This window comes from Oceanobacillus sp. E9 (genome assembly GCF_001741975.1).
Classification (GTDB): Bacteria; Bacillota; Bacilli; order Bacillales; family Amphibacillaceae; genus Oceanobacillus; species Oceanobacillus kimchii.
Genome location: NZ_LSNA01000005.1, coordinates 1 through 24,852 on the forward strand (window position 1 = coordinate 1; position 24,852 = coordinate 24,852).

22 protein-coding genes are annotated in these 24,852 nt (G+C 33.7%); 16 read left to right on the forward strand and 6 right to left on the reverse strand.

The genetic code is table 11. From position 1 onward, the window contains the following. Window positions 1-591: 591 nt before the first annotated feature. The 3 genes from AQ616_RS03735 to AQ616_RS03745 form a co-directional block, all read right to left on the reverse strand. On the reverse strand, window positions 592-1,770 hold the full coding sequence (locus AQ616_RS03735) for a dicarboxylate/amino acid:cation symporter (protein ID WP_069685116.1): 1,179 nt from the start codon (window positions 1,768-1,770) through the stop codon (window positions 592-594). 129 nt (window positions 1,771-1,899) lie between these two features. Next, window positions 1,900-2,085, reverse strand: a complete 186-nt coding sequence (locus tag AQ616_RS03740; RefSeq protein ID WP_017797417.1) for a hypothetical protein — start codon at window positions 2,083-2,085, stop codon at window positions 1,900-1,902. 73 nt (window positions 2,086-2,158) lie between these two features. Beyond that, entirely contained in the window at window positions 2,159-3,424 is a 1,266-nt protein-coding gene (locus tag AQ616_RS03745; RefSeq protein ID WP_069685117.1) for a BaiN/RdsA family NAD(P)/FAD-dependent oxidoreductase, read from the reverse strand. Between the two features lie 200 nt (window positions 3,425-3,624). Between AQ616_RS03745 and AQ616_RS03750 the strand changes: the two genes are divergently transcribed. The 6 genes from AQ616_RS03750 (at window position 3,625) to AQ616_RS03775 (ending at window position 9,290) form a co-directional block, all read left to right on the forward strand. Next, window positions 3,625-5,241 carry a putative polysaccharide biosynthesis protein gene (locus AQ616_RS03750; protein WP_069685118.1) on the forward strand — a complete coding sequence of 539 codons (1,617 nt, stop codon included), beginning with the start codon at window positions 3,625-3,627 and terminating at the stop codon, window positions 5,239-5,241. A 10-nt stretch (window positions 5,242-5,251) separates the two neighbouring features. After that, a complete protein-coding gene (locus AQ616_RS03755) occupies window positions 5,252-5,962 on the forward strand; it encodes a pseudouridine synthase (protein ID WP_017797414.1) in 711 nt (236 codons plus the stop codon). An 18-nt stretch (window positions 5,963-5,980) separates the two neighbouring features. Beyond that, window positions 5,981-6,550 (forward strand): RNA 2',3'-cyclic phosphodiesterase, encoded by a 570-nt coding sequence (thpR, locus tag AQ616_RS03760; protein ID WP_240490465.1) that lies wholly within the window; start codon window positions 5,981-5,983, stop codon window positions 6,548-6,550. 12 nt (window positions 6,551-6,562) lie between these two features. Further along, entirely contained in the window at window positions 6,563-7,489 is a 927-nt protein-coding gene (locus tag AQ616_RS03765; protein WP_017797412.1) for an NERD domain-containing protein, read from the forward strand. Then, a complete protein-coding gene (locus AQ616_RS03770; RefSeq protein ID WP_017797411.1) occupies window positions 7,489-8,409 on the forward strand; it encodes a diacylglycerol/lipid kinase family protein in 921 nt (306 codons plus the stop codon). The genes AQ616_RS03765 and AQ616_RS03770 overlap by 1 nt, the downstream gene beginning before the upstream one ends. 68 nt (window positions 8,410-8,477) lie before the next feature. Next, window positions 8,478-9,290 carry a phosphotransferase family protein gene (locus AQ616_RS03775; RefSeq protein WP_017797410.1) on the forward strand — a complete coding sequence of 271 codons (813 nt, stop codon included), beginning with the start codon at window positions 8,478-8,480 and terminating at the stop codon, window positions 9,288-9,290. On the opposite strand, the gene AQ616_RS03780 is transcribed toward AQ616_RS03775, so the two are convergent. Then, the gene (locus tag AQ616_RS03780) at window positions 9,282-9,569 is read right to left on the reverse strand and encodes a YtzH-like family protein (RefSeq protein WP_017797409.1); all 288 of its coding nucleotides are present in this window, start codon (window positions 9,567-9,569) and stop codon (window positions 9,282-9,284) included. The genes AQ616_RS03775 and AQ616_RS03780 overlap by 9 nt on opposite strands. A 74-nt stretch (window positions 9,570-9,643) precedes the next feature. Between AQ616_RS03780 and trmB the strand changes: the two genes are divergently transcribed. From trmB to helD, 3 genes are all read left to right on the forward strand, one after another. Continuing rightward, window positions 9,644-10,285 (forward strand): tRNA (guanosine(46)-N7)-methyltransferase TrmB, encoded by a 642-nt coding sequence (gene trmB, locus AQ616_RS03785; protein WP_017797408.1) that lies wholly within the window; start codon window positions 9,644-9,646, stop codon window positions 10,283-10,285. A gap of 214 nt (window positions 10,286-10,499) precedes the next feature. Further along, window positions 10,500-11,759 (forward strand): uracil permease, encoded by a 1,260-nt coding sequence (uraA, locus tag AQ616_RS03790; protein WP_017797407.1) that lies wholly within the window; start codon window positions 10,500-10,502, stop codon window positions 11,757-11,759. Window positions 11,760-11,975: 216 nt separating this feature from the next. Next, entirely contained in the window at window positions 11,976-14,291 is a 2,316-nt protein-coding gene (gene helD / locus AQ616_RS03795) for an RNA polymerase recycling motor HelD (RefSeq protein ID WP_069685120.1), read from the forward strand. A gap of 296 nt (window positions 14,292-14,587) precedes the next feature. On the opposite strand, the gene AQ616_RS03800 is transcribed toward helD, so the two are convergent. Together AQ616_RS03800 and AQ616_RS03805 are read right to left on the reverse strand one after the other, a co-directional pair. Next, window positions 14,588-14,788, reverse strand: a complete 201-nt coding sequence (locus tag AQ616_RS03800) for a YjzC family protein (RefSeq protein ID WP_017797405.1) — start codon at window positions 14,786-14,788, stop codon at window positions 14,588-14,590. A 100-nt stretch (window positions 14,789-14,888) separates the two neighbouring features. After that, entirely contained in the window at window positions 14,889-16,460 is a 1,572-nt protein-coding gene (locus AQ616_RS03805) for a peptide chain release factor 3 (RefSeq protein ID WP_069685121.1), read from the reverse strand. A gap of 143 nt (window positions 16,461-16,603) precedes the next feature. Here AQ616_RS03805 and AQ616_RS03810 point away from each other — a divergent pair, with 143 nt between their 5' ends. The 7 genes from AQ616_RS03810 (at window position 16,604) to splB (ending at window position 24,683) form a co-directional block, all read left to right on the forward strand. Further along, entirely contained in the window at window positions 16,604-19,753 is a 3,150-nt protein-coding gene (locus tag AQ616_RS03810; protein WP_069685122.1) for a DEAD/DEAH box helicase, read from the forward strand. 12 nt (window positions 19,754-19,765) lie between these two features. Continuing rightward, window positions 19,766-20,323 (forward strand): O-acetyl-ADP-ribose deacetylase, encoded by a 558-nt coding sequence (locus AQ616_RS03815; RefSeq protein ID WP_017797402.1) that lies wholly within the window; start codon window positions 19,766-19,768, stop codon window positions 20,321-20,323. Window positions 20,324-20,441: 118 nt separating this feature from the next. Further along, window positions 20,442-21,638, forward strand: a complete 1,197-nt coding sequence (locus AQ616_RS03820) for an ornithine--oxo-acid transaminase (protein WP_017797401.1) — start codon at window positions 20,442-20,444, stop codon at window positions 21,636-21,638. Between the two features lie 236 nt (window positions 21,639-21,874). Further along, complete coding sequence (locus AQ616_RS03825; RefSeq protein WP_069685123.1) at window positions 21,875-22,819, forward strand: 2-hydroxyacid dehydrogenase; 945 nt, start codon at window positions 21,875-21,877, stop codon at window positions 22,817-22,819. A gap of 406 nt (window positions 22,820-23,225) precedes the next feature. Next, the gene (locus tag AQ616_RS19545; RefSeq protein ID WP_017797398.1) at window positions 23,226-23,384 is read left to right on the forward strand and encodes a hypothetical protein; all 159 of its coding nucleotides are present in this window, start codon (window positions 23,226-23,228) and stop codon (window positions 23,382-23,384) included. Window positions 23,385-23,407: 23 nt separating this feature from the next. Continuing rightward, window positions 23,408-23,662, forward strand: a complete 255-nt coding sequence (locus AQ616_RS03830) for a transcriptional regulator SplA domain-containing protein (RefSeq protein ID WP_069685124.1) — start codon at window positions 23,408-23,410, stop codon at window positions 23,660-23,662. Next, window positions 23,655-24,683 (forward strand): spore photoproduct lyase, encoded by a 1,029-nt coding sequence (gene splB / locus AQ616_RS03835; protein WP_069685125.1) that lies wholly within the window; start codon window positions 23,655-23,657, stop codon window positions 24,681-24,683. Before AQ616_RS03830 ends, splB begins: the two co-directional genes overlap by 8 nt. The last annotated feature ends 169 nt before the right edge of the window (window positions 24,684-24,852 follow it).

Genomic DNA, 24,852 nt, shown 5'->3' on the forward strand with positions numbered 1-24,852 from the left:
AGCGCCGATGGTAGTTGGGGCTTTGCCCCTGCAAGAGTAGGACGCCGCCAGGCAACGATAAAAAGACGGATTAGCTATTAAGCTAATCCGTCTTTTTATCGGCAAAATTTAAACTAAACTAACATACATAAATATTATTTTCGAGAATACTCATGTGAGAAAATATATCGCTTTGATCATACGTGACATCCACTAATCTATCTATCATAGAAACAACATGTTATCTTGTTATTTGTGACTAAATATCATCTATTTGCGCTCTATAGTGAATGTCGTAAAATAAAATCATCCTCCTGCTCATAAAACTTCTATTACTACCTTCTATAATATATCAAGATATCTTAATTATAAAATTGATTTAAATAAGTAAAAGTATTATTTTTTCATTCTCTATGGATGGCAATGTTTTTCTTATATATTTCCTAGGTTAGTAGCCTTATCTATCTAAATTAACCTATAATTTCTTTTTTATTATAATTAGTTTTTAATGTTAATTTTACTCTTAATCCAACACTTATTTTAGTGTGAATAAAAACTGCCTTTCCCTACGTGAAAAGCAGTTTTAGTAAGTTATCTTAGTGAATAATCTAATTAAGCATCATCATTTGTTATTTTCCACTTATTATTTATCGAATCTGCAATACTGGTAATTGCTCCATCTCCTGTCACATTACAAGCAGTTCCTAAACTATCTTGAGCAAGATATAATGCAATCATTAAAGAAACCATTGTTGGTCCAAAGCCTAGCATAGTATCTAATAATCCAATAGCCGCCATTACAGCACCACCTGGAACGCCAGGTGCAGCGATCATTGTTACTCCTAATACAAGTAAAAATGGCAATATAGAACCAATTGTAGCGACTGATCCTTGTAAGAACATTACAGCTAAAGCACAACTAGTTATAGTAATGGTACTTCCTGATAAATGGATGTTTGCTAAAAGGGGTACAGTAAAATCAGCAACATTACCTTTTACATGTAATTTTTTTGTGTGCTGTAATGTTACCGGAATGGTAGCAGCAGAAGACTGTGTACCTAAAGCTGTAAAATAAGCCGGTATCATCCTTTTAAGCATACTAAATGGATTTTGTCGACTTAACGTTCCAGCAATAGTATATTGAAATATCAGGTAAATAATATGTAAAACAATAATCATTGCAAAAACAACTGAAAAAACACTTAAAATGGATGCTACTTGACCTGCATAAGTCATATTTGTAAAGATTCCAAAAATATGAATTGGTAACAATGGAATAATAACTTTTTGTATAACTAGTTCAATGATAGACCTAAAATCAGTCATTACTCTTAACAATGAATCGTTTTTAATTGCTGCAGCTCCTATACCTAGTACAAAGGCTAATATAAGTGCAGTTACCACTTCTAAGGGTGGTGTTAGTTCAAAAGATAAGAAGCCAGTTTCTAAAGCGCTGCTTGGGTCATCAAACATTTTTAGACTGTGTCCACTTAATATTGTTGGATACAAGGACTTAGTAAATAAAAATGCTATAATTCCTGCAATTATTGTAGAAATATAAGCTATAAGTGCAGTAATGCTAAGAAGTTTTCCTGCACCTTTCCCCATATACCCTATACCTGGTGCAATAAAACCAATGATAATAAGAGGTATAATGAATGTTAAAAAGCCACCAAAAATGTCATTAAAAGTAGCAAATAATCGTACCAGCCATTCATTGGCAAATGTTCCAAAAACTATACCAAGAACTATGGCCAGGATGATTCGGATAAGTAGTCCAAATTGTTTCATGATGGTTTCTCTCTCCTTAATTGTATGATGTAATTATTCTAACAATTATACACATAATTATTTCTATATGCTAGTATATAAAAAGGAAAAGAGGAGTATATATTGTACTCCTCCGTACCCGTGTTTGACTTAACTCATTCCAAACGGTCCCATTTGTCCACTATTACCATTATTGCCTCCACTATCTGATAAAAAAGGCGCGAATTTTTGAACGGTTTGTCCAATGTTTTGATTGTTTTTTGTCATGGTGTAGTAAGTTGCAGCTCCCATACCTACAGACGCAATAATTGGTAACCATTTACTTTGATTATTCAAGAGTAAATCACCCTTTCTATAAAATATCAGACATTTATAGAATGAACGTATAACAGTTATTTCATAAGCGGTATCAATTGGAAGTGATGGATGCTTTTGCAGCATTCATTCCAGCTAATCGGCCAGTTACAAGAGCAGAAGTAATGTTATAACCACCTGTATATCCATGTATATCAAGAATTTCACCACAAAAGAATAATCTGTCCATTACTTTCGATTGCATTTGATTTGGTATAATTTCCTTAATTGAAACACCACCGCCTGTTACAAAAGCTTTCTCTATTGGTAAAGAACCGTTTACTTCGAAAGTGAAATGTTTAATATCATAAACAAGATCATTGATAATTTCATTGGAGATATTTGCACATTTTTGCTCGTCTGTTACATCATATTTAACTAATAAATATTCCATGAATCTTTCTGGAACTATTCCTTTTACACTATTTTTAAATGCCTTTTTTGGATGAGTTTTTATTTGATTTTTCATCCATTGTAAAATTTCTTTTTCTGGTTTATCGGGGATAACGTCTAAATGCATCGTTACGGAATCTCTTCCTCGCATTAGCTCTTTTACAACAAATTGTGAACATCGAAGAACGGCGGGACCGGATACTCCGAAATGAGTAAAAATCATATCCATTTTATGCGTAATTATTGCTTTTCCTCGTTTATTCCATACACTTAGATTAACATCTCTCAAGGAAAGTCCCTGTAATCTTTTTTCTTTAATAAATGATTCTTTTGAGGTTAAGGCAACTTCAGTGGGGTATAATTTGGTTATTGTATGACCGGCAGCTTTTGCCCACTCATATCCATCCCCAGTGGAACCAGTATGCGGTACTGCCTTCCCACCAGAAGCGATTACGATAGCAGTTGTTTGAATGTTTGTATGATTATCTAATTGAATAGTATGCTGTGTATCTCCATAGGAAATGGAATGTACCTTTGTACTCATTTGAATCGTTACATTTAAACGTTTTAATTCATTTATTAACGTGTTAACAACATCCATCGCTTTATTAGAAGCAGGGAACATTCTGCCATGATCTTCTTCTTTTAATGCTACACCCAAATTCTCGAAAAAATCAATAATGTCATAGTTGTTAAATATGGAAAAGGCGCTATAAAGAAATTTTCCATTACCTGGAATGTGTCGTATAACTTCTTCTTGAGGTAATCGATTAGTTACATTGCATCTACCTCCGCCAGATATAGCAAGTTTTTTACCAAGTTTTTTTCCTTTTTCAATAAGAAGTGTTTTTGCTCCATGCTCTGCAGCTGATAAAGCTGCCATTAAACCAGATGGACCACCACCAATTACAGTTACATCATATTTCAATTATCTTCATTCCTTTCTATAGTATCGTACCATTTTCCAGAGTCAAAGAACAAATACCAGTATAATTGTCAAAAAATCCCCTTAAGTGAAGAATCTTATATAAGAAAGGTATTTAAAAGTATGATAAAATTGATAAGTATTGAAATACATAGAAATGAAATATCTAACGAGTGAATCGTAATTGTGGGTGAACTATTAAAATGTCAAAAATGGTACGTGGAACGATGCTTCTATCGGGAGCATCGTTTTTATCCAAGTTTTTAGGAATGATTTTTGTAATTCCATTTTATGCAATTGTCGGTGATGCTGGTGGGACGTTATTTGCCTACGCCTACACACCTTATAGTATATTTATTAGTCTCTCTACTGTAGGCATTCCACTTGCAGTGTCAAAATTTGTATCAAAATATAATTCATTAGGTGATTATGAAACCGGGATGCGAATGTTTAAGGCCGGAAGTACATTAATGCTATTTACTGGCCTTGTAGCATTTATTGTTATGTTCTCAACAGCTGACTGGATAGCTAGTTTACAAATTAGAGGGGATAATTCAGCTATTACCTCTGATGATGTTGCTTACGTTATACGTATGGTTAGTTTCGCTTTAATCATAATTCCAGCAATGAGTATTGTACGTGGTTTTTTCCAAGGTCATCAATCCATGGGACCGACAGCTGTATCGCAAGTCATTGAACAAATTGTTCGCATCTTATTTATATTAGGTGGTTCATACGTAATCGTCTTCGTATTGGGGGGGTCTAAAACAACAGCAGTAGGCTTCTCTGCTTTTGCTGCATTATTAGGAGCACTGGCCTCATGTGTAATATTGTTTTTATATTGGAAAAAAAGAAAATCACATTTACAAAAACAAATCGATGCACAACGTTATACGTATGATTTAAAAACAAAAGATTTATTTAAAGAACTTTTTCGGTATGCAGGTCCATTTGTATTAGTCGGATTAGCTATACCGTTATATCAGTTAGTCGATCAATTTACATTTGAACCAGCGATGAATGCAAGTGGTAGAGAAGATGAATGGATACTGGCCTCTTCCGTAATCATGAACTATGGCCATAAAATAATAATTATTCCAATGACAATTGCAACAGGTTTGTCATTAGCAATGTTACCGTCCCTTACAGAGGCCTTTACTAAAAATAAACGAGAAACGTACACAAAGCTTTTAAATCAAGCATTACAAGTAATTCTAGTATTAGTTGTACCTGCTTCAGCAGGGATAGCAATGTTATCTGGTGAAATTTATGGTTCATTATTTACAATGGATGATTTAGGTGCAAGAGCGGAATTAATGGCTTGGTATGCGCCAGTAGCATTATTGTTTGGATTTATAACAGTAACTGCTGGAATGTTACAAGGGATTGATCAGCAAAACTATGCGGTTATTAGTTTACTTACTGGATTATTAGTAAAAATACTATTAAATAATCAATTTATTCACTTGTTTGGCGGAAAAGGTGCTATTCTTGGAACTGCATTAGCCGCTTTAATTGCAGTTATCATGAATTTATGGAGATTGAAAACGACAATCGATTTTTCGTTTAAACAAACGATAAAACGGACGATGCTCATTACGATATTTACTGCAGTTATGTGTGTGGTAATCTTGATGTTAAAATTAGTTCTTGGTATTTTCTTACCGTTCCAAGAGGAGAGATGGGCTGCGATTGTAATGCTTATCTTTGGAGTGACAGTAGGCGGAGGAGTATATCTACTATTAGCTTATAAATCAACGTTATTAGAGCATGTATTTGATGGAAAAATACCGCTTATTGGCCGATTTATGAATAGATAGGAGGGAAATCATGCGGTTGGATAAATTACTCGCTAACATGGGAGTCGGTTCTCGTAAGGAAGTGAAGCAATTACTAAAGGCGAAGCGAATAACAGTAAATGAAGCCATTGTCAAAGACAATGGAATGCATGTAGACCCGGAGCATGATCAAGTATGCGTTGATGAAGAATTAATTACTTATCAAAAACATATTTATCTTATGATGCATAAGCCACCTGGTGTAGTATCTGCGACTTCTGATAAACGAGATCGGACAGTAATTGACTTATTATCAGCAGATGAGAAGAAGTTTGATCCGTTCCCTGTAGGTAGACTAGACAAAGATACAGAAGGACTACTATTAATTACGAACGATGGAGAACTTGCTCATCGGTTAACTTCACCAAAAAAACATGTCGAGAAGGTATATATTGCTTATATAAGTGGTGAATTTCCGGAAAATATCATGGAACAATTTCAAGAAGGATTAACATTAGATGATGGGTATCAAACGAAACCAGCTAAATTGGAAATAGTAAATAAACAATCAAATAAAGTTAAGGTAACGATAACAGAAGGGAAGTACCATCAAATTAAGCGAATGTTTATTACTGTTGGTTGTAAAGTAACCTATTTAAAAAGGATTCAGATGGGAAACCTACAATTAGATGAAAGTTTGCCAATTGGTAACTTTCGCCCATTAACGGAAGATGAATTACAGTATTGTAAATCATTAAAGTAGTAAATAAGTAAAGAGGAGGTGGAAATATTGGCCCATTATTTTATTGGTATAGATTTACCTAATCATGTCAAACAAAGTTTAAATGATGTTCAACGGAAATTTCCAACCTCCTTTTCGTATAGACAATGGACACATAAATCTGACCTTCATATAACACTAACATTTCTAGGTGAATTAGACGATAAACAATTAACTTATATAGAATATTATCTAAATAAATTAAAAAAGAGGCCATTTTTTTTAACGATGGATCAATTAGGGATATTTGGTAATCATGAGAAGCCGAGAGTATTATGGGCAGGCCTTAAACACTCTCATGATTTACATGAAATTTATCGACAGATTAGTAGTATGTTAACACAAATGGAATTCTCCATAGATACTCGCCCATATCGACCGCATATCACTTTAGCTAAGAAATGGAATGATCCATCTAATTATTTAGATAGTAAACAATTTGAAATGATGCAAAAAAATGTACAATCTATAGCAACGAGTTTTGAAGTAGATACTATCCATTTATTTAAAATCTTTCCACAGCAAATGCCAAAATACCAAAAATATAGGAGTTTTCCATTACGTGGTTAAGGGGATGTAAACATGGCGCAATTAATCAAATTACAAGATTATATATCACGTTATGAGTGGGACACTTATCGTTATCCTACGCAATATATACGTCAAAAAAAAGATCAATGGGAAAGGCTTTATCAAATATGGCAGCAACCAGAGATGGATAGGGAAAAAGTAGATGAACCTGTAGAGACATCAAAAGAAGGAATACTCCAAAGGTGGAAAAAACGTATAAGAAGAAAAGATATCTATGTAGAGTCAATTGAATCAGAAAATCATGGAAAGGAAGATGCGTATGAGTCTTTACCATCTTCTGAAAAAGATCTTAAGCATTATTTTTTGGATCAATTGTTTGATATACAAATGAAATGGGCAACTTCTACGGTCTCAAGAGTATCAGTAGTAGAATCAAAATTCTATCATGATGAACTTCTTCGTTTTTTATTACAACGTTTCCCTGATACATACTTCGTCATGTACATGCCTGTATTTGAAATAAAACAAGCTCCAGTAGAATCAGATATACTTTTAATTAGTCCTTTAGATGTTGAAATAATACATTTTCTTGAAGTAGAGAAAGAAGCTGTAATTATGGCTGGCGAAGAACGTACATGGACTGTGACTAGAGGAGAAGATAATGAACGAGTTATTAACCCATTAATTTCTTTAAAAAGGTCAGAGAAATGGATTCAAGGCATCCTGCAGCTACACAATATAGACATTCCGGTTAAGAAAACGGTAATTTCTCGAACCAACCGTATTTTATATGCAACAGCACCATATCAAACAAAGGTGGTAGATCGGGTAGCTTTTGAAGGATGGCTAAATGAAAAAAGAAACCTTTCATCTCCATTGAAAAAAACACAACTACATGTAGCTGAGTGTTTATTAAAACAATCAATTTCTAATTCAATTCGACGTCCTGAATGGGAAGCAGAGAACACGGAAAGCTAATGTTTATATTTATTGTGAATCCGACAGCTGGAGAGGGAAGAGCAAAGTATATTTTTTCACAGATACAACAAATGGAACAATATCGTACGCTGTTAGAAAAAAAGGTATATTTTACAGATTACCCAACTCATGCAGAGATAATAGTGAGAGAAATTTTACATGAATATAATAAGAAGCTAAAAGGATTATTTATTGTTGGTGGAGACGGAACTATGCATGAAGTAATAAATGGTTTAGATAATGTAAATAATCATATCCCCATTTCATTCATTCCCAGCGGTTCAGGAAATGATTTTGCTAAGGGAATTAATTTGAAAAAACACGCTTTAAAAGTCGATGCTTTCAATCAACCAATTGATTATTGGTTTTGTGTATATAAAACCAATAATTGCATTCGAAAAATGGTCAATAGTCTAGGTTTTGGATTCGATGCTGAAATTACCGAGAATGCAAATAGTGCAAGATCAAAAAAGTATTTTAACTCATTAGGGATAGGAAAAATGGTTTACTTAGCTTCTCTTGTAAAAGTTCTGCGCACATATAAGCCTAAAAATATGCAGGTTTCTATCGATGGAATAACAAGAAAGTTAAATAATTGTTGGATGGTATCTATTGGTAACCATCCATATTATGGTGGAGGTTTAAAGATATTACCTCATGCAAAGAATAATCGAAATAAAATGTATGGTATAATCATTCACACAATACCTAAATGGAAAGTACTTCTATTATTTATATCGGTAATTTTTGGGTGGCATCGTTATTTTAAGGAAGTTGAGTTATTCGAAGCTGATACGGTCGAGGTATTATCAGATAAATATATTTGCTATCAAGTAGATGGACAAACAGATTATACTGTTAATTGTAAAATAAAAAAAGATAAAAATCCAATCTCAGTTATAATAAATAAAAAGCAATAATTGTATTTTATATGAAATCTAGATACAATGTATAATTGAACGCTAAATTTGAAAGATGTGAAGAAGTTATGATTAAGTGGCTTGAGCAAGCTCTAGGCACAGGGTGGAATATTACTCCAGCAGGAGGTCTTACTGGGGATGCTTTTATAGCGGAAAAGAACGGGAGACGTTTATTTTTAAAACGTAATTCTTCACCGTTTCTTGCTGTATTATCTGCTGAAGGAATTGTTCCTAAATTAATTTGGACGAAACGTATGGAAAATGGTGATGTCATTACCGCACAAGAATGGTTAGAAGGTCGTTCACTAAATGTTTATGAAATGCAACAACAAAACGTGGCTGATTTATTAAATAAAATACATCACTCTACAGAGCTTTTGCATATGCTGCTAAGAATGGGAAAGAAACCAGTTACTTCAGATGAAAGTTTAAAATCAATAAAATATAAACTTGATAAACAAGGGATGATCGATAGTTACAGTGAAGTAATAGAGGCTATCCATTATTTAGAGAAATTGTTACCGGAAACTCGCGACCAGCAGCTCGCAGTATGTCATTGTGATATAAATCATAATAACCTTATACTAACAAGTGAAGAAAATATCTTTTTAGTTGATTGGGATAATGCCATGATTGCTGATCCAGCAACAGATATTGGTATGCTTTTAAAATGGTATTTACCAAAAGAAGACTGGGTTCCATGGTTAAAACAATATGGCATAGAACCAAGCCAGAATTTATTTACTCGCATGTATTGGTATTTATTACATGATTCCCTCCATTTTTTAAGTTGGCATAATACAAGAAATGAACCGGAAAAGGTTCGCCAACGTCTATGGGATTTACAGGAATTAAATGATCAAATAAGAAGTTTATTTTAAGTTAGTTTGTTCAATTGCATTTATCCAATGTTTTATATTATTTTTATTTGAACTTACATGATCCGGCAGACTTTGTGCTTCTTCGCCTTGTCTGCCATAATTATATATTTCAGGCAGAATAGTAAGAAGTTGTTCATCCGTGATTTGCTCTCGGTCAAGTATGGATTGGACAAGCCTTCCAATCTGTTGACACTCACTTACTGAAGCACAGCATTCTCCGTGTTGTTCGTCAAGTATGTCTGATAGTAACGCTAATTGATTGGATATATTTAATGTCATATTTATCACCTCTTAAGTAGTTTTTTCTGAATAAAGTTTTCTATACAAAATGAAATAAAGTGAGGGAATACAGCATGAGGCAAAGAAATAAGCCGTGGGCAGACGAGTATTTACAAGAAAAAAATCATATTGTTATTAATGACCCAAAGAGCAATAAGGGAAATTGGAATCAGCTTTTTAATAATAATAATCCAATTCATGTAGAAATTGGGTCGGGAAAAGGACAATTTATACTGGGAATGGCAAAGCAGCATCCAGATATTAATTTTATTGGAATAGAATTAGCAAAAAGTATTATTGTTTCTGCTGTTCAGAAGATAGATAAAGAAAGCTTAGCTAATGTATTTATGTTAAATGAAAATGCGATAGATGTGCGTGAAATGTTTGCTGATGATGAAATCTCAATGATTTACTTGAATTTTTCAGATCCATGGCCGAAAAACCGACATGAAAAGCGACGCTTAACATATGAACGCTTTTTAAATCAATATCAAGATATTTTGTGTACTAATGGAGAAGTAATATTAAAGACAGATAACCGAGGATTATTTGAGTATTCTGTAGTAAGTTTTTCACAATATGGGATGAACATAAAGGAATTGAATGTTGATTTACATGCTATAGAAGACGAAACAAATGTTATGACAGAATATGAAGAAAAATTTTCTGCAAAAGGACAACCGATTTATCGTTGTAAAGCAGTGTTTGAAAAATAATCCTTGACTTTTTCTCGAATTTTGTCATAATTAGAAAGAAATATAGTCACCTTTAAATCAGTCCTGTGAGGCTGGTAAGGTTGTGCGGAAAAGAAAATTATAGTGGAAGCAAACATAGCATACATATATGCGTTGATGTTTCCTTGTACTCTCACTGCACCTTGCCATCTTTTACAGGCGGGGTGTTTTTTTATATAAGGGGAGTGTGAGGACAATGAAAGATAGAGAAATACAAGTAGATGAACGTTTACCTTTATTACAAAGCTTGCCTTTAAGTTTACAGCATCTATTTGCGATGTTTGGATCTACGGTTTTAGTACCTATTTTGTTTGGTGTTGATCCTGCAACGATTTTACTAATGAATGGTATCGGAACATTATTATATATTTTTATAACAAAAGGAAAAATTCCTGCTTATTTAGGATCAAGTTTTGCATTTATATCTCCAGTAACAATGGTAATAACTGAAGGTGGAGGATATGGTGCTGCTTTAGGAGGATTCTTTGTAGTAGGTTTAGTTTTAGTCATTATTGGATTAATAGTTCGTTATGCTGGAACTAGTTGGATAGATGTTATATTTCCTCCAGCAGCAATGGGAGCAATCGTAGCTGTTATTGGATTAGAGTTGGTGCCGACAGCTGCTGATATGGCTGGTTTATTACCGCAAGCAGATGTGCCAAGAGATACTACCGCGATTTTGGTATCTTTAATAACTTTAAGTGCGACGATTATTTATTGGGTGACAATGCGTGGATTTTTGAAAATAATTCCTATCTTATTAGGAATTATAACTGGTTATGCTGTAGCTACAATGTTTGGTATTGTAGATTTCGGTGCGGTTGGAGAAGCGTCATGGATACAAATGCCAACTTACTATCAAATTGAATTTAATTGGTCAGATATATTAATCATCTTACCTGCAGCGCTTGTATTAGTACCAGAGCATATTGGTCATTTAGTAGTTACGGGTAATATTGTGAAAAAAGATTTAGTAAAAGAACCGGGTTTAGATCGTTCTTTATTTGGAAATGGATTTTCAACAATGATTTCTAGTTTTCTAGGGTCAACGCCCAATACCACCTATGGTGAAAACATCGGAGTATTAGCTATAAGTAAAGTATATTCTACGTGGGTAATTGGAGGAGCTGCAATAATTGCTGTATTACTATCGTTCTGTGGTAAATTAGCCGCACTTATTTCTTCTATACCTACACCAGTAATGGGAGGAATTTCATTACTATTATTTGGAATTATTGCTGTCAGCGGGTTACGTATGTTAGTAGAACAGCAAATTGACTATAATAAATCTCAGAATTTAATTTTAACATGTGTAGTCCTTGCTATTGGAGTAAGTGGTGCTTCCATCAATATAGGGTCGGTAGAATTAAAAGGTATGGGTCTAGCTACAATTGTAGCAATTGTTATAAGTTTATTCTTTAAATTACTCGATGTATTAAAATTATCGAATGAGTAATCCTGGAGTTTCTAAAGCTTTTAAATAAAGATAAGAAATAAAAAACCTGATGATCAAATCATCAGGTTTTTCTATTGCACCTTTGTCGTCTTTAATGGTACACTAATATAGTTACATCATATTGATTGATTTTATATATACTATTCCTAATTATATTATAAAGTCAATTAAATGATTTGTCAACAAAAATAATACATTTAAATTAGGGGGATATTTATGAGTTCTTCCAAAAATAGTGATCAGGTTTTTGAGTATCAACGTTTAAAACGTATTCTTCAAATAATTGAAGAAAGGGAAAATGTAATTAAACAGCAATCTTCAAAAATAAAAGAGGAAGTTGTAGAATTTAGAAAAAACTTTTGGGATGATATTACCATTAATTTAGAAGAATTAGATGATGTTATTGAAACGCAAGAAAGTATTAAACAACAATCTAATGTTTTAGCACAGAAAGAGAGACATTATGGTAAGAACTATCAGCAGATAAAACAGTTGCAACGATTAAAAAATCAACCTTATTTTGGGAGAGTAGATTTCAAAGAAGAAGCCTACAATGAAGAAAATCAAATATATATTGGTACTTCGTCTTTAATGGATGAAGAGGGATTAGACTTTTACATCTATGATTGGAGAGCACCGATTTCAAGCATTTATTATGATTATGCACCTGGACCAGTTCAGTATGAAACAGATGAAGAACTAGTAAAGGGAGAAATGACTTTAAAACGACAATTTGTTATCAGGCAAGGAAAAATGAAAGGTATTTTTGATACAGCTGTAACTATAGTAGATGAATTGCTACAGGAGAGCTTGAGTCAATCAGCAAATGCTTCAATGAAGTCTATTGTTGCAACTATTCAACAAGAGCAAAACAGGATTATTCGTCATCAAGGTAGTAAAATATTAGTAGTACAAGGAGCAGCAGGAAGTGGAAAGACGGCGGCTGCTTTACAAAGAATTGCCTATTTATTATATCATCATCGTTCGAGTTTACAAGCAAATCAAGTTCTACTGCTTTCACCAAATGATATATTCACAAGTTATATTTCTAACGTTCTCCCAGAATTAGGTGAAGAGCCAGTGAATCAACAAACATTTTATGATTTTCTTGTAAAAGGTATTGAAAGTAATCTTATTGTCGAAACCCCTTTTGAACAAATGGAACAGCTATTAATAAGAGAAGATAAACAACAAAAAGAAAACACAGTAAAATACTTTACAAGCATTCAATTTATGAAAGATATACAATCGTATTTATCATTTCTAAATTATAATGGTTTACAGTTTCGACATATTCGTTTTCGAAATGAACTTCTTATCTCTAACGAAGAAATTAATGCGTATTTTCATGAGCTTCCTAAAGCGATGCGCTTATCAAATAAAATTGAAAAAATCCAGCTATGGTTATTACAAAAAATAAAAGTACTTCAAGAAAAAGAAATTGCAGCAAATTGGGTACAAGATCAAATGGAATTATTAAAAAAAGAAGATTATATGAAAGCTTATCATGAGGCAGAAGCAGAGGAAGAAGAAAGTTCTATTCAAGATGAAGAGTTAATTTTGCGTAAAAGAATAGTGCGCAAAGCATTTGCACCATTAATACAAAATATAAAACTAAATCGTTTTGTACACACATTACGAATGTATAGAGAATTATTTAACCAATGGGCACCTGTTGACAGAAAGAGTGAATGGAAAACATATTCGAAGTATGTATTAAATGATCTTCATCAGAATAAATTACCTTGGGAGCATGCAGTAGCATACCGATTTTTTAAAGGAGAAATAATTGGTCATGATGCTGATCAACCAACAAGATTGATTGTTATTGATGAAGCACAAGATTATACACCATTTCAATTTGCTTATTTGCAGCATGTATATCCATATGGAAGAATGACACTTCTAGGTGATATTAATCAATCCATCTATTCTTATACGACCACTGATAATCCAATTCAGGAAAAAGCAGATTCAAAAGATATTGAGCGGATTGTATTAACTAAAAGTTATCGATCTACTAAGCCGATTACAGATTTTACTACTTTTTTTGCACCAAGTAATGAAGGTATAAGTGCTTTTGATCGTCAGGGACCACTACCAACTGTGATTCAACTGCCCGCACAATCTAATTATAAGAATGCGCTTTGGGAAATAATTGAAGGTAAGAAAAAAGAGGGACATGAAACAATTGCTGTGATATGTAAATCAATGCGGGAATGTGAAAAATATAAAGAATTACTGGAGGATGACGAAGAAATTAATCTTATCCGTTCAAATACTAAAACATATCAAAAAGGTGTAGTTTTCGTGCCAGTATATTTGGCTAAAGGTATTGAATTTGATGCTGTCATTGTTCCAGATGCATCTGAACATAACTACAACACGGAAAATGAGAGGTATTTATTATATACAGCATGTACTCGAGCAATGCATGATTTAACACTTGTTTTTATGGATAAACCGAGTCCATTTATTAAGGAAATCCCAAAAGAAAAATACTCATTTAGAACAATATTAGAAAGAAATTAGAGTGGGATAAAAGTATTTACTCAAAAAGTCGAATGAATGGTGTTAAAAATCCGCTTCAGAAATATACTACGCTTATCTAGAGACAGCTGGTGAGCCTCAGGATGCTTATACATCGAGGTCTCACCTATGCCTCACTTCCACAGGATAAGGAAGACCTCGACAGCATTATATCGCACGCAGAAAATCGGTTTTTGATATTTAAGGAGTTTCCGTATATTTCTTACGCTATTTTAGCAATCATCCGTTTTTTTATCAAAACTTTTTTATGTTACAACTTGATTTTTTACAACTTATATTTAGCCTTGTACTCCGGGATGATGACGTTTTCGCTTATTTACCCACACACGATCTTTATTCGTGTTATCTGGAAAGGACTCTCCTGCCTGTAACTCTATAATTTGTGGATCATTTACATTACTTCCAGTTTCACCGATTTCCATATAAACACCATTATTTGGAGCTTTTTCACCAGCTCGAAATTCAGACCTTTCTCCCATTAGTATCCACTCCTTTTTATTTAAGATAAACTTATTATGCAAAGAAATATCTATAATCATGAATGGGAATATTATCCCGCGCGTAGCGGGAAGTGGAAACTTACGTGTAATCATTAACTTCGAATAGGTCGATTAATTCGATTTCAGGATTCTTATCCTTAAACCAGTTCAGCGCAAATTCATTTCGGAATAGAACAAGTGGTTGATTGTTACGATCACGAACTAATAAATTTCCACTGTCAAATAACTTTCGATCAACTTGTTCCTCTTTTAACCAACGGGGAAGACGTTCACCAATAGATTCCAGCATAACTTCTGCGTTATATTCATGTTGCATTCGGTAAGTAAACACTTGATACTGCAATTCTCCTACAGCACCTAATATAAAAGCATCAGTCATTTGATCACGAAATAACTGAATAGCGCCTTCTTGAACTAACTGCTCTATTCCTTTACGGAACTGTTTTGATTTTAACACATTTTTTGCAGTAACTTTTTTAAATAATTCCGGTGGAAATTGTGGCAATTCATCGTATTCATACGTGTTTTTTCCAACTAAAAGCGTATCTCCGATTTGATAGGCATTTGGATCATATACGCCAATAATATCTCCAGCATATGCTTCGTCAACTGTATCTCTAGAGGAAGCGACCATTTGTTGGGATTGAGCAAGTTTTAATTCTTTGCCCGTTCGTGCTAAACGAACAGTCATACCGCGATCAAATTTACCAGAGCAAACTCGTAAGAAAGCAATTCGATCACGATGGGCAGGGTTCATGTTTGCTTGAATTTTAAAGATAAACCCTGAAAAATCTTCATTGTCTGGCTCAATTGGTCCCAACGTAGTTTTTCGTGATGTTGGACTTGGTGCAAGATGAATGAACGTATCAAAAAATACTTGTACTCCAAATGGAGATAAAGCACTACCGAAGAATACAGGTGTTAATTCTCCCCGTAATATAGCTTCTTCGGAGTATTCATTCCCTGCTTCCGTTACTAGTTCTAATTCTTGTTGTGCATCTTTAAAGGTCGGGTTTTCTATAAGGTCTTTATGGTTGGATAGTTCATTATTTGGAATATACGTTTCCGTATCGCCAGGGTGATGCTGAACAAACTGATCTCCATGTCTATCGAAAATTCCTAAGAAACCTTTTCCCATACCTGCTGGCCAATTCATTGGATAGGTGTCAATTTCTAAGACTTCTTCAAGTTCTTCTAAAAGAGCAAGGGGTTCCTTTCCTTCGCGATCCAATTTGTTCATAAATGTGAAGATTGGAATACCTCTCATTCGACAAACTTTAAATAATTTAATGGTTTGAGCTTCGATACCTTTTGTAGAGTCAATAATCATAACCACACTATCGACTGCTGTTAATGTACGATACGTATCTTCACTAAAATCTTCATGACCAGGTGTATCGAGAATATTGATATGCAAGTCGTCATAAGTGAAATTCATTACACTAGATGTAACAGAAATCCCACGTTGTTTTTCGATTTCCATCCAATCGGACGTTGCAAATTTACCAGATTTCTTTCCTTTTACCGTACCCGCTGAGCGTATCAAATTTCCGTATAGCAAAAGTTTTTCTGTCATGGTGGTTTTCCCAGCATCTGGGTGGGATATAATTGCAAACGTCTTTCGTTTTGATACTTCATTATTTATCGACATATTGCCTTAACCTTCTTTCATTTCTATATACAAATAGATGTTCTTACTCAGATGTTTTATAATAAATAAAGACACCTCCATACTATACTATAGAATTTTATATTTTACGATGGGTAGTAAAGCTAAGAAAGTTGTGATTAATTATGTATTCCTTAACCAAACAGAAAGTACGAGAGTTGTGTGGAGATGTTTCATTTAAATATGGTGAGCGATTATGGAATGGAAATCGCGTCCAAATGGTGAATAATCATAATGAAACAACTGCTACGGTTACAAGTACGGAAGATTTCCATGTGCAAATAATCTGGGATGATGGAGAAATAAAAGAAACGAAATGTAGTTGTCCATCGTTAACTTCTTTCACAAAAGATTGTCAACATATTGCCGCCGTGTTAATCGGTATTTGTGATACAAATACAAAGAGTATTAATCGTACGGATGAAATTATGCGTGGATTTTTAGAGAAAAACGATAAGGATAATCAAGAGTATACGCATCAAGGTTATTTTGAAAATAGACAAGAATTACAACCAACATTTCGATGTCATATATTAACAAATAGTAAAAATCCAATTATGTCAATATCTATAGACATTAATCACTATGAAATTAAACAGTTATCTGATTTTTTATTAGCAGTTCAACAAGGTAACTCGTATAAGATATCGAATGACATTATCTATTCTCCATCAAATAATTACTTTAATACTAAAGATGAAGCAATAATACGTCATTTAATACAATTAAATCAGGAGATTACTTTAACTAACACTTTTAAAAATGCTGATAAAAATAAGCTTGTCATTCCTCCATCTATTTGGAATAAACTGGAGTCTTTTTTCCAAGCTTCCGTTAATACGGAATTAATTATAGAACAATCAAATTGGATTTTACCTAGCTTTTCTATCGTTGATTATTTACCTCCCTTGCATTTTCAAATTGAAAAGTCAGCTAACTTATTTCAGATTACTTGGGAGGAGTTCCAGTCATATATATGTTTACCTTCTTATCGACTTTTTGTTACACAGCAAGCTGTCCATATTTTGACAGAACAAGAAGTAACTACGATTGACTTATGTGATCGATTATGGGGAGAAAATGAAGAAAGTAGTTTGTTCATTTCATTAGAACAAGCAGAGCAACTCATACCCCTCTTAACAAAAATAGGTGAATTAGATGATTTAACTGGCATGATTGCTCAAAGTAAAAAGCCATTAACCGTAAAGATATTTTTAGATCGAATACGTAATCGATTATTGGCAGGAGTAGAATTTCATTACGGTGGTGTCATGTTTCAACCATTTGAACCATCTCCCGTGTCGTTATATCGACAAGAAGAAAAAGAAGAGGAGATTATTCATTTTTTACAAGATAAAGGATTTGCACATATGGATGGTGGCTATGTGCTTCAAAATGAAAAGTTAGAATATGAATTTCTGTATCACCATTTACCTAATTTACAGAAGCAAGCAACGGTTTTCGCTACTACTGCAGTTAGAAATAGATTAAGTAAAAAACATTTTCAACCAATAATACGAGTGCGACATAAAAGCAATCGTACAAATTGGTTAGAATTTACGTTTCAAATGAAAGGTTTTGTAGATCAAGAAGTACGTGGAGTTTTGGATGCATTAGAAGAAAAACGGCCATATTATCGATTGAAAGATGGTTCTTTACTTTCGCTTGAAACAAAGGAGATTGAAGAGTTACAATCCTTTTTAATTGATTCTCCAATGTCATCCACTGAGATATTAGAAGGTTTGGAAAAACCTTTAAATGAAGGATTTACGATCGCTAATAGGTTAGAAGAACGAGGAATACTTGAAGTGGAAGACTCGTTTAAACAGATGTTGTTGCAAATTCAACAGCCAGATGAACAAGCTTATTTCATTCCAAATCCTATTTCATCTCTTTTAAAAGAATATCAACAAGAAGGAGTTCGGTGGATGAGAGCAGTAGCAGACATGGGATTTGGTGGTGTTCTTGCAGATGAAATGGGGCTAGGAAAAACCATTCAAAGTATTGCATACTGTCTTTCCATTCAAAAAGAGTGGAAAAATATGAAACAGCCTATTCTTATTGTTTGTCCAACTTCTGTCTGTTATCAATGGAAACAAGAATGGATGACATTTGCCCCTCATTGTTCTACTGTTGTGTTGGATGGTACGAAAGCAGAAAGAAAGCAAAAGAAATTGGAGTTACGTAATTGTGATGTTTGGATAATTTCATATGGGATGTTACGTAATGAAATAGATTGGATACAAAACCAAGTAGATCGTTTTCATACAATAATTTTTGATGAGGCACAAGCGTTTAAAAATCCTGCAACGCAAACTTTTCGAACTGTAAAAAAACTTCGTGCTAAACATCGTTTTGCTTTAACAGGCACCCCTTTAGAAAATAAAATGGAAGATATTTGGTCTATTTTCCATGTTGTATTTCCAGAGCTACTAGGTAATATAAAAGATTTTAGCTGGCTTACACATGATCAAGTTATTCGTCGTATTCAACCATTTATGCTTAGACGTGAAAAGAAAGATGTCATGCAAGAACTTCCAACAAAAGTAGAACATATAGAGCGTATTCCTTTAACAGAGAAACAAAAGCAGTTATATGTATCTTACTTAGCGAAACTTCGACATCCTTCTTTTAAGCACTTAGATAAGGAAACCATACGAAAAAATCGAATAAAAATTTTAGCTGGGATTACACGATTAAGACAAATATGTTGTCATCCATTATTATTTGTTAGAGAATATAATAACAATTCAGCAAAGTTAGAAAGACTCAAGCAATTAATTAAAGATGCTAGTCGAGCAAATAAAAGACTACTCATTTTTTCACAATTTACTAGTATGCTGCAAATAATTGGTAAAGAGTTAAGAAATAAGGATATTTCATATTATTATATTGATGGAGAGACTCCTGCAGAAGAAAGAGTGGAGATATGTCGTGCTTTCAACCAAGGTAAAAAAGAAGTTTGTCTTATCTCTTTAAAAGCTGGTGGAACTGGTTTGAATTTGGTCGGAGCTGATACGGTAATCTTATATGATGTTTGGTGGAATCCAGCTGTGGAGGAACAAGCTATAGATCGTGCACATCGAATTGGACAACAAAAAGAAGTCACTGTTATACGTCTACTTTCTGAAGGAACAATTGAAGAAAAAATGTATGAATTACAGCGTAAGAAACGGGAATTAATGAATTATTTGGTTTCTGGAAAATCTACAATTAACTATCAGCTTTCAGATGAAGATATACAGGACTTATTGTTTAACGAAACAAAAGATTAGGTAGGTGAGTAGATGAAACGTAATATAAATGATAATACGCTTGAAATAGTAGTTGGAGATATAACCAAGGAAGCAACGAATGTTATTGTAAATGCAGCAAACGGTAGTTTATTAGGTGGCGGGGGTGTTGATGGTGCTATCCACCAAGCCGCAGGACCTAAACTAGTAAAAGCATGTCAAGAGGTAAGAAATCATGAACTTAATGGGGAAGAACTACCTACGGGTGAAGTTATTATTACTTCAGGATTTCAATTGTCCGCTCGTTTTATCATCCATACGGTAGGACCTATTTGGAATCAGACCCCTGATTTACAAGAAGAATTATTGGCTAACTGTTATCGTAATGCTTTGGAATTAGTAAAAGTAAACAAATTATCTAGTATTTCTTTTCCTTCGATTTCAACAGGGGTGTATGGTTACCCTATTCATGAGGCGGCAACTATCGCTTTACAAACAATTATTCAATTCCTACAAGAAAATCATATAGGACTTGTGAAAATCGTACTATTTAGTGATAAGGACTATAACATTTACCAAGAAAAATTTCAGCATTTAGTGGAAAAAATCTAAGCATTGAAACCGAACTAATATTTAGTTCGGTTTTTATTTGTTTTATTTTAAGGTTGACGTTTCTTGAACTTAATGATAATTCTTAAATATAGAAATAATTGAATGAGAGGGGTATTTGATGACAATTACATCTACAAATATTATTGAAGAGACTAATTATTATGGTGCTCATAATTATCACCCACTTCCAATAGTTGTTTCTGAAGCAAATGGCGTATGGGTAAAAGACCCTGAAGGAAATACGTACATGGATATGTTAAGTGCATATTCAGCAGTAAATCAAGGACACCGTCATCCGAAGATTATTGAAGCACTTAAAAATCAAGCAGATAGAGTAACATTGACTTCCCGTGCTTTTCATAATGAATTACTAGGTCCTTGGACAAAACGTATTGCGAAATTAACGAAGAAAGATAAAGTTCTGCCAATGAATACAGGTGTGGAGGCTGTTGAAACCGCGATAAAAGCAGCACGCCGTTGGGCATATCAAGTGAAAGGAGTTACAGAGAACCAGGCGGAGATAATTGCTGCCAATGGTAATTTCCACGGGCGTACCTTAAATGCAATATCTTTATCAAATGATCCAGATGCTACAAAAAATTACGGTCCATTTGTACCTGGGATTAATAAAGTAAATTATGGAGATATAAATGCAATTGAAAAGGCAATTACAAAGAATACTGCAGCAATCATTCTTGAGCCTATTCAAGGAGAAGCGGGAATTATTTTACCTCCAGAAGGATATTTGGAACAAGTAAGAAAACTTTGCACAGAGAAAAATGTATTGTTTATAGCAGATGAAGTTCAAACTGGTTTTGCACGGACAGGGAAAATGTTTGCATGTGAATGGGAAGGCGTAGAACCAGATATCTATGTCATGGGGAAAGCATTAGGTGGTGGTGTTTTACCGGTATCAGCGATTGCTGCTAATAAAGCAATTATGGATGTATTTACACCTGGCTCTCATGGATCTACTTTTGGGGGGAATCCATTAGCGTGTGCTGTATCGATGGCCGCAATCGATGTCATTGAAGAAGAAAATTTAGTTACTAAGTCATTAGAATCAGGTAAATATTTTGCAGATAAGTTGCGTGCAATTAATTTTGAGGGAATTAAAGAAGTCCGTGCAAGAGGATTATTCATTGGTATGGAATTTGACCAGCCAGTACGTGCTATTTGTGAGAACTTGAAAGATAAAGGAATCCTATGTAAGGAAACACATGTAAATACGATACGATTTGCACCACCATTAGTTATTACTAAGAAAGAAATAGACTGGGCATTACAACGAATAGAAGAAGTAGTAACTAATTAATATAGGGATAGGGTAGGGCGCAGGGGCATAACCATTGTATTGGTCAAAAAATTGACTGAAGCTAGAATAAGGGTAGAGGAACTAGTGAAACTCCGGTATTATTGACTGTCTCCTGAAAAGCGGAGTGTATTTTTGGTGTTGGAGCGGGACTTCAAACCTATTCATTCTATTTGTTTTTCGGGTAAACACTTATGTCCCAGCCCTTTCCCTTCAATTAAAATAGAAAGGAAATCATCATGAATATATTATTGATGCTGCGAGGTCCATTTATAGAAGCAAATCCAGATTTTATAGAGAAGATAAAAATGTTAGGTAACATTACTATTTTATATACGGATAATGGTATTGATAAAGAGAAACTAAAGCAGGAAGTGAAAGAAATTGAAGTTATAGTAGTAGCTGTTGTTCCTATTGATAAAGAAATTATCGATGCAGCACCAAAATTGAAATATATTATGAAGTTTGGAGCTGGTTACGATAACATTGATTTTAGATATGCAAGAGAAAAAGGTATTCCAGTTACAAATACTCCTGGTCAAAATGCAGATGCTGTTGCAGATCATGCATTTGGATTAATGTTAGCCACCGCGCGTCAAATTTCTTCGAAGAACGAAGAATTAAGAAATGGTCATTGGGAATTGTCTATGGGAATGGAAATATTTCAAAAGAAATTAGGTATTATCGGTTTTGGTGCAATTGGTCAAGCAATCGCACAAAGAGCAACAGGGTTTCAAATGGATGTTTTAGCTTATGGTACTTATCAAAATCAAACGATAGCAGATCGTCTGAATGTAAAATTCGTAGATCTTTACACCCTGTTGAGTGAAAGTGATATTGTAGTCGTATCAACTACACTTCGTAAGGAAAATTATCAGTTAATTAACGCAAAAACACTTAATGAAATGAAAGAAGATGCCTTGTTTATTAATGTATCAAGAGGGCCGTTAGTAGATGAAGATGCTTTGTATGAAGCACTTAAAAATGGCAACATAAAAGGTGCAGGATTAGATGTGTTTGTAGAGGAACCATCGAACCACCCTTTGTTGACATTACCGAATACAACTGTAACACCTCATATTGGTGCTGCTACAAATGAGGCAATAAAACGTACAGGAAATGTTGCTTTAGAGAATTTACAACGCTTTAAAGACGATATTCCTCTGTTACATGTGGTTAATTAAGGAGAGTACAATTCAAGTAGAACGAATAATAACCGGACTTTAAATCTCTGATTTTTAGTTCGGTTATTTTGTTTGGAGACTTTTATCCTTCATGTAATAGGAAATGATTTCCTTAAATCTTCGTATATGTACGATTTTGTTCCATTCATTCAGCGGGGATAGAGAAAAACCCCACTGAATGAATTTTCATTTTATCTAGGTGGTCTGTTTTGTTTATATTTATGATCATCTTTCATTTCATTTAATTCCTCTTTTGACTTATTCTTCTTCTTTTTTCCTTTAGCCATTTTAATTACCTCCTTTATTTTTTTATTTTCTGCTATTTCTTTGTGCTATATTCATATCATAATTTCGCCGTATATGGTAAAAGATATTGACAAGTCGATGTTTAGAAAGGAAGAAATTTATGTCTGAAGAAAACAAAAATCGAGAAAAAGACAAAGGGAAACAAAGAAACGTAAGAAAGTATAATACATCTCCAAAACAAGATGTAGAAATAGCAGAAGAAACCGAATTTCTTAACGTAAATGGCAAGAAAAATAAGCGTTTTCGTCCTAATGGATAAGATAAAGAAAGGAGAAAACTTATATGAATAACCCTTATTTTCCTGGTGATATAGTATATATGATTATAAGAAATCCTCATGCTCAGGATGTAGCTCAAGTTCAGCAGGCTGCCGTAGTACAACATCCGGATAATCCATCGGAACTTGCATTATTTGTTCATGAGACGTATTACCCTATTACGGATGAATATGCTATTTTTACTTCAGAAGAAGCAGCAGAAAATGCTTTTAGGGAAGCATTTGTATCTGATGATGAAGAGGGGCAATTTTATGGTTAAACCTTTTGTCCCTCAATTGATATATGTGGAACCAAAAGCAATGGAATATAGCTTAGGTCAATCACTAGTAAGTAAGTTTGAAAATATGGGGGTTGAAATTAGGGAAACAACTTCTCATAATCAAATTCGAAATTTACCGGGTGATAATGATTTTCAAAAATATCGTAACGCGAAGTCTACTTTAGTTATCGGAATTAGAAAAACATTGAAATTTGATACATCCAAACCTTCTGCTGAATATGCAATTCCTTTTGCTACTGGTTGCATGGGGCATTGTCATTATTGTTATTTGCAAACAACAATGGGTAGTAAGCCATATATTCGTACGTATGTAAATATAGATGAAATTTTTGATGCTGCAGAAGGATATATGCAAGAAAGAGCTCCTTTGGATACAAGATTTGAAGCATCATGTACTTCTGATATTGTAGGTGTGGATCATCTTACACATACGTTAAAACATGCTATCGAATATTTTGGGAAAAGCGAGTACGGTAAGCTACGTTTTGTTACGAAATTTGCACACGTAGATCATTTACTTGATGCTGACCATAAGGGTAGAACAAGATTTCGTTTTAGTATTAATAATAACCATATTATCAAATATTTTGAGCCTGGTACGTCCCGATTAAATGAGAGGATAGAAGCTGCTGTTAAGGTTGCTGAAGCGGGGTATCCTTTAGGTTTTATTATAGCTCCTATTTACTTACATGATGGTTGGAAAGAAGGATATAAAGAGATGTTCGAGAAACTTGATGATGCTCTCCCACCATTTGCAAGAAAAAATCTAACATTTGAGATGATTCAACATCGTTTTACAAAGCCAGCAAAACGTGTAATAGAGAAAAATTATCCGATGACTAAATTGGAATTAGATGAATCAAAAAGAAAAACCAAATGGGGAAGATATGGTATTTATAAATATGTATATCAAGATCAAGAACAACAGGATATAAAAAAGACACTAGGTGGATGGATAAATGATTATTTTCCAACTAGCAAAATCGAATATTTTACTTAATTGAGATGGTGCCTCTTTTTTCTTGATTAATCAGTTTTGTACTTCTTCGTGAATTTAATTCCAGAAGTTCTATAAGTCCTATGGCAATTCGTTGATCGTACTTGGTACTTGCTATATCTCCTTATATTGGTATGCTCTTTTTTCTGAAAGGATAGCTATAAAGAAGTAT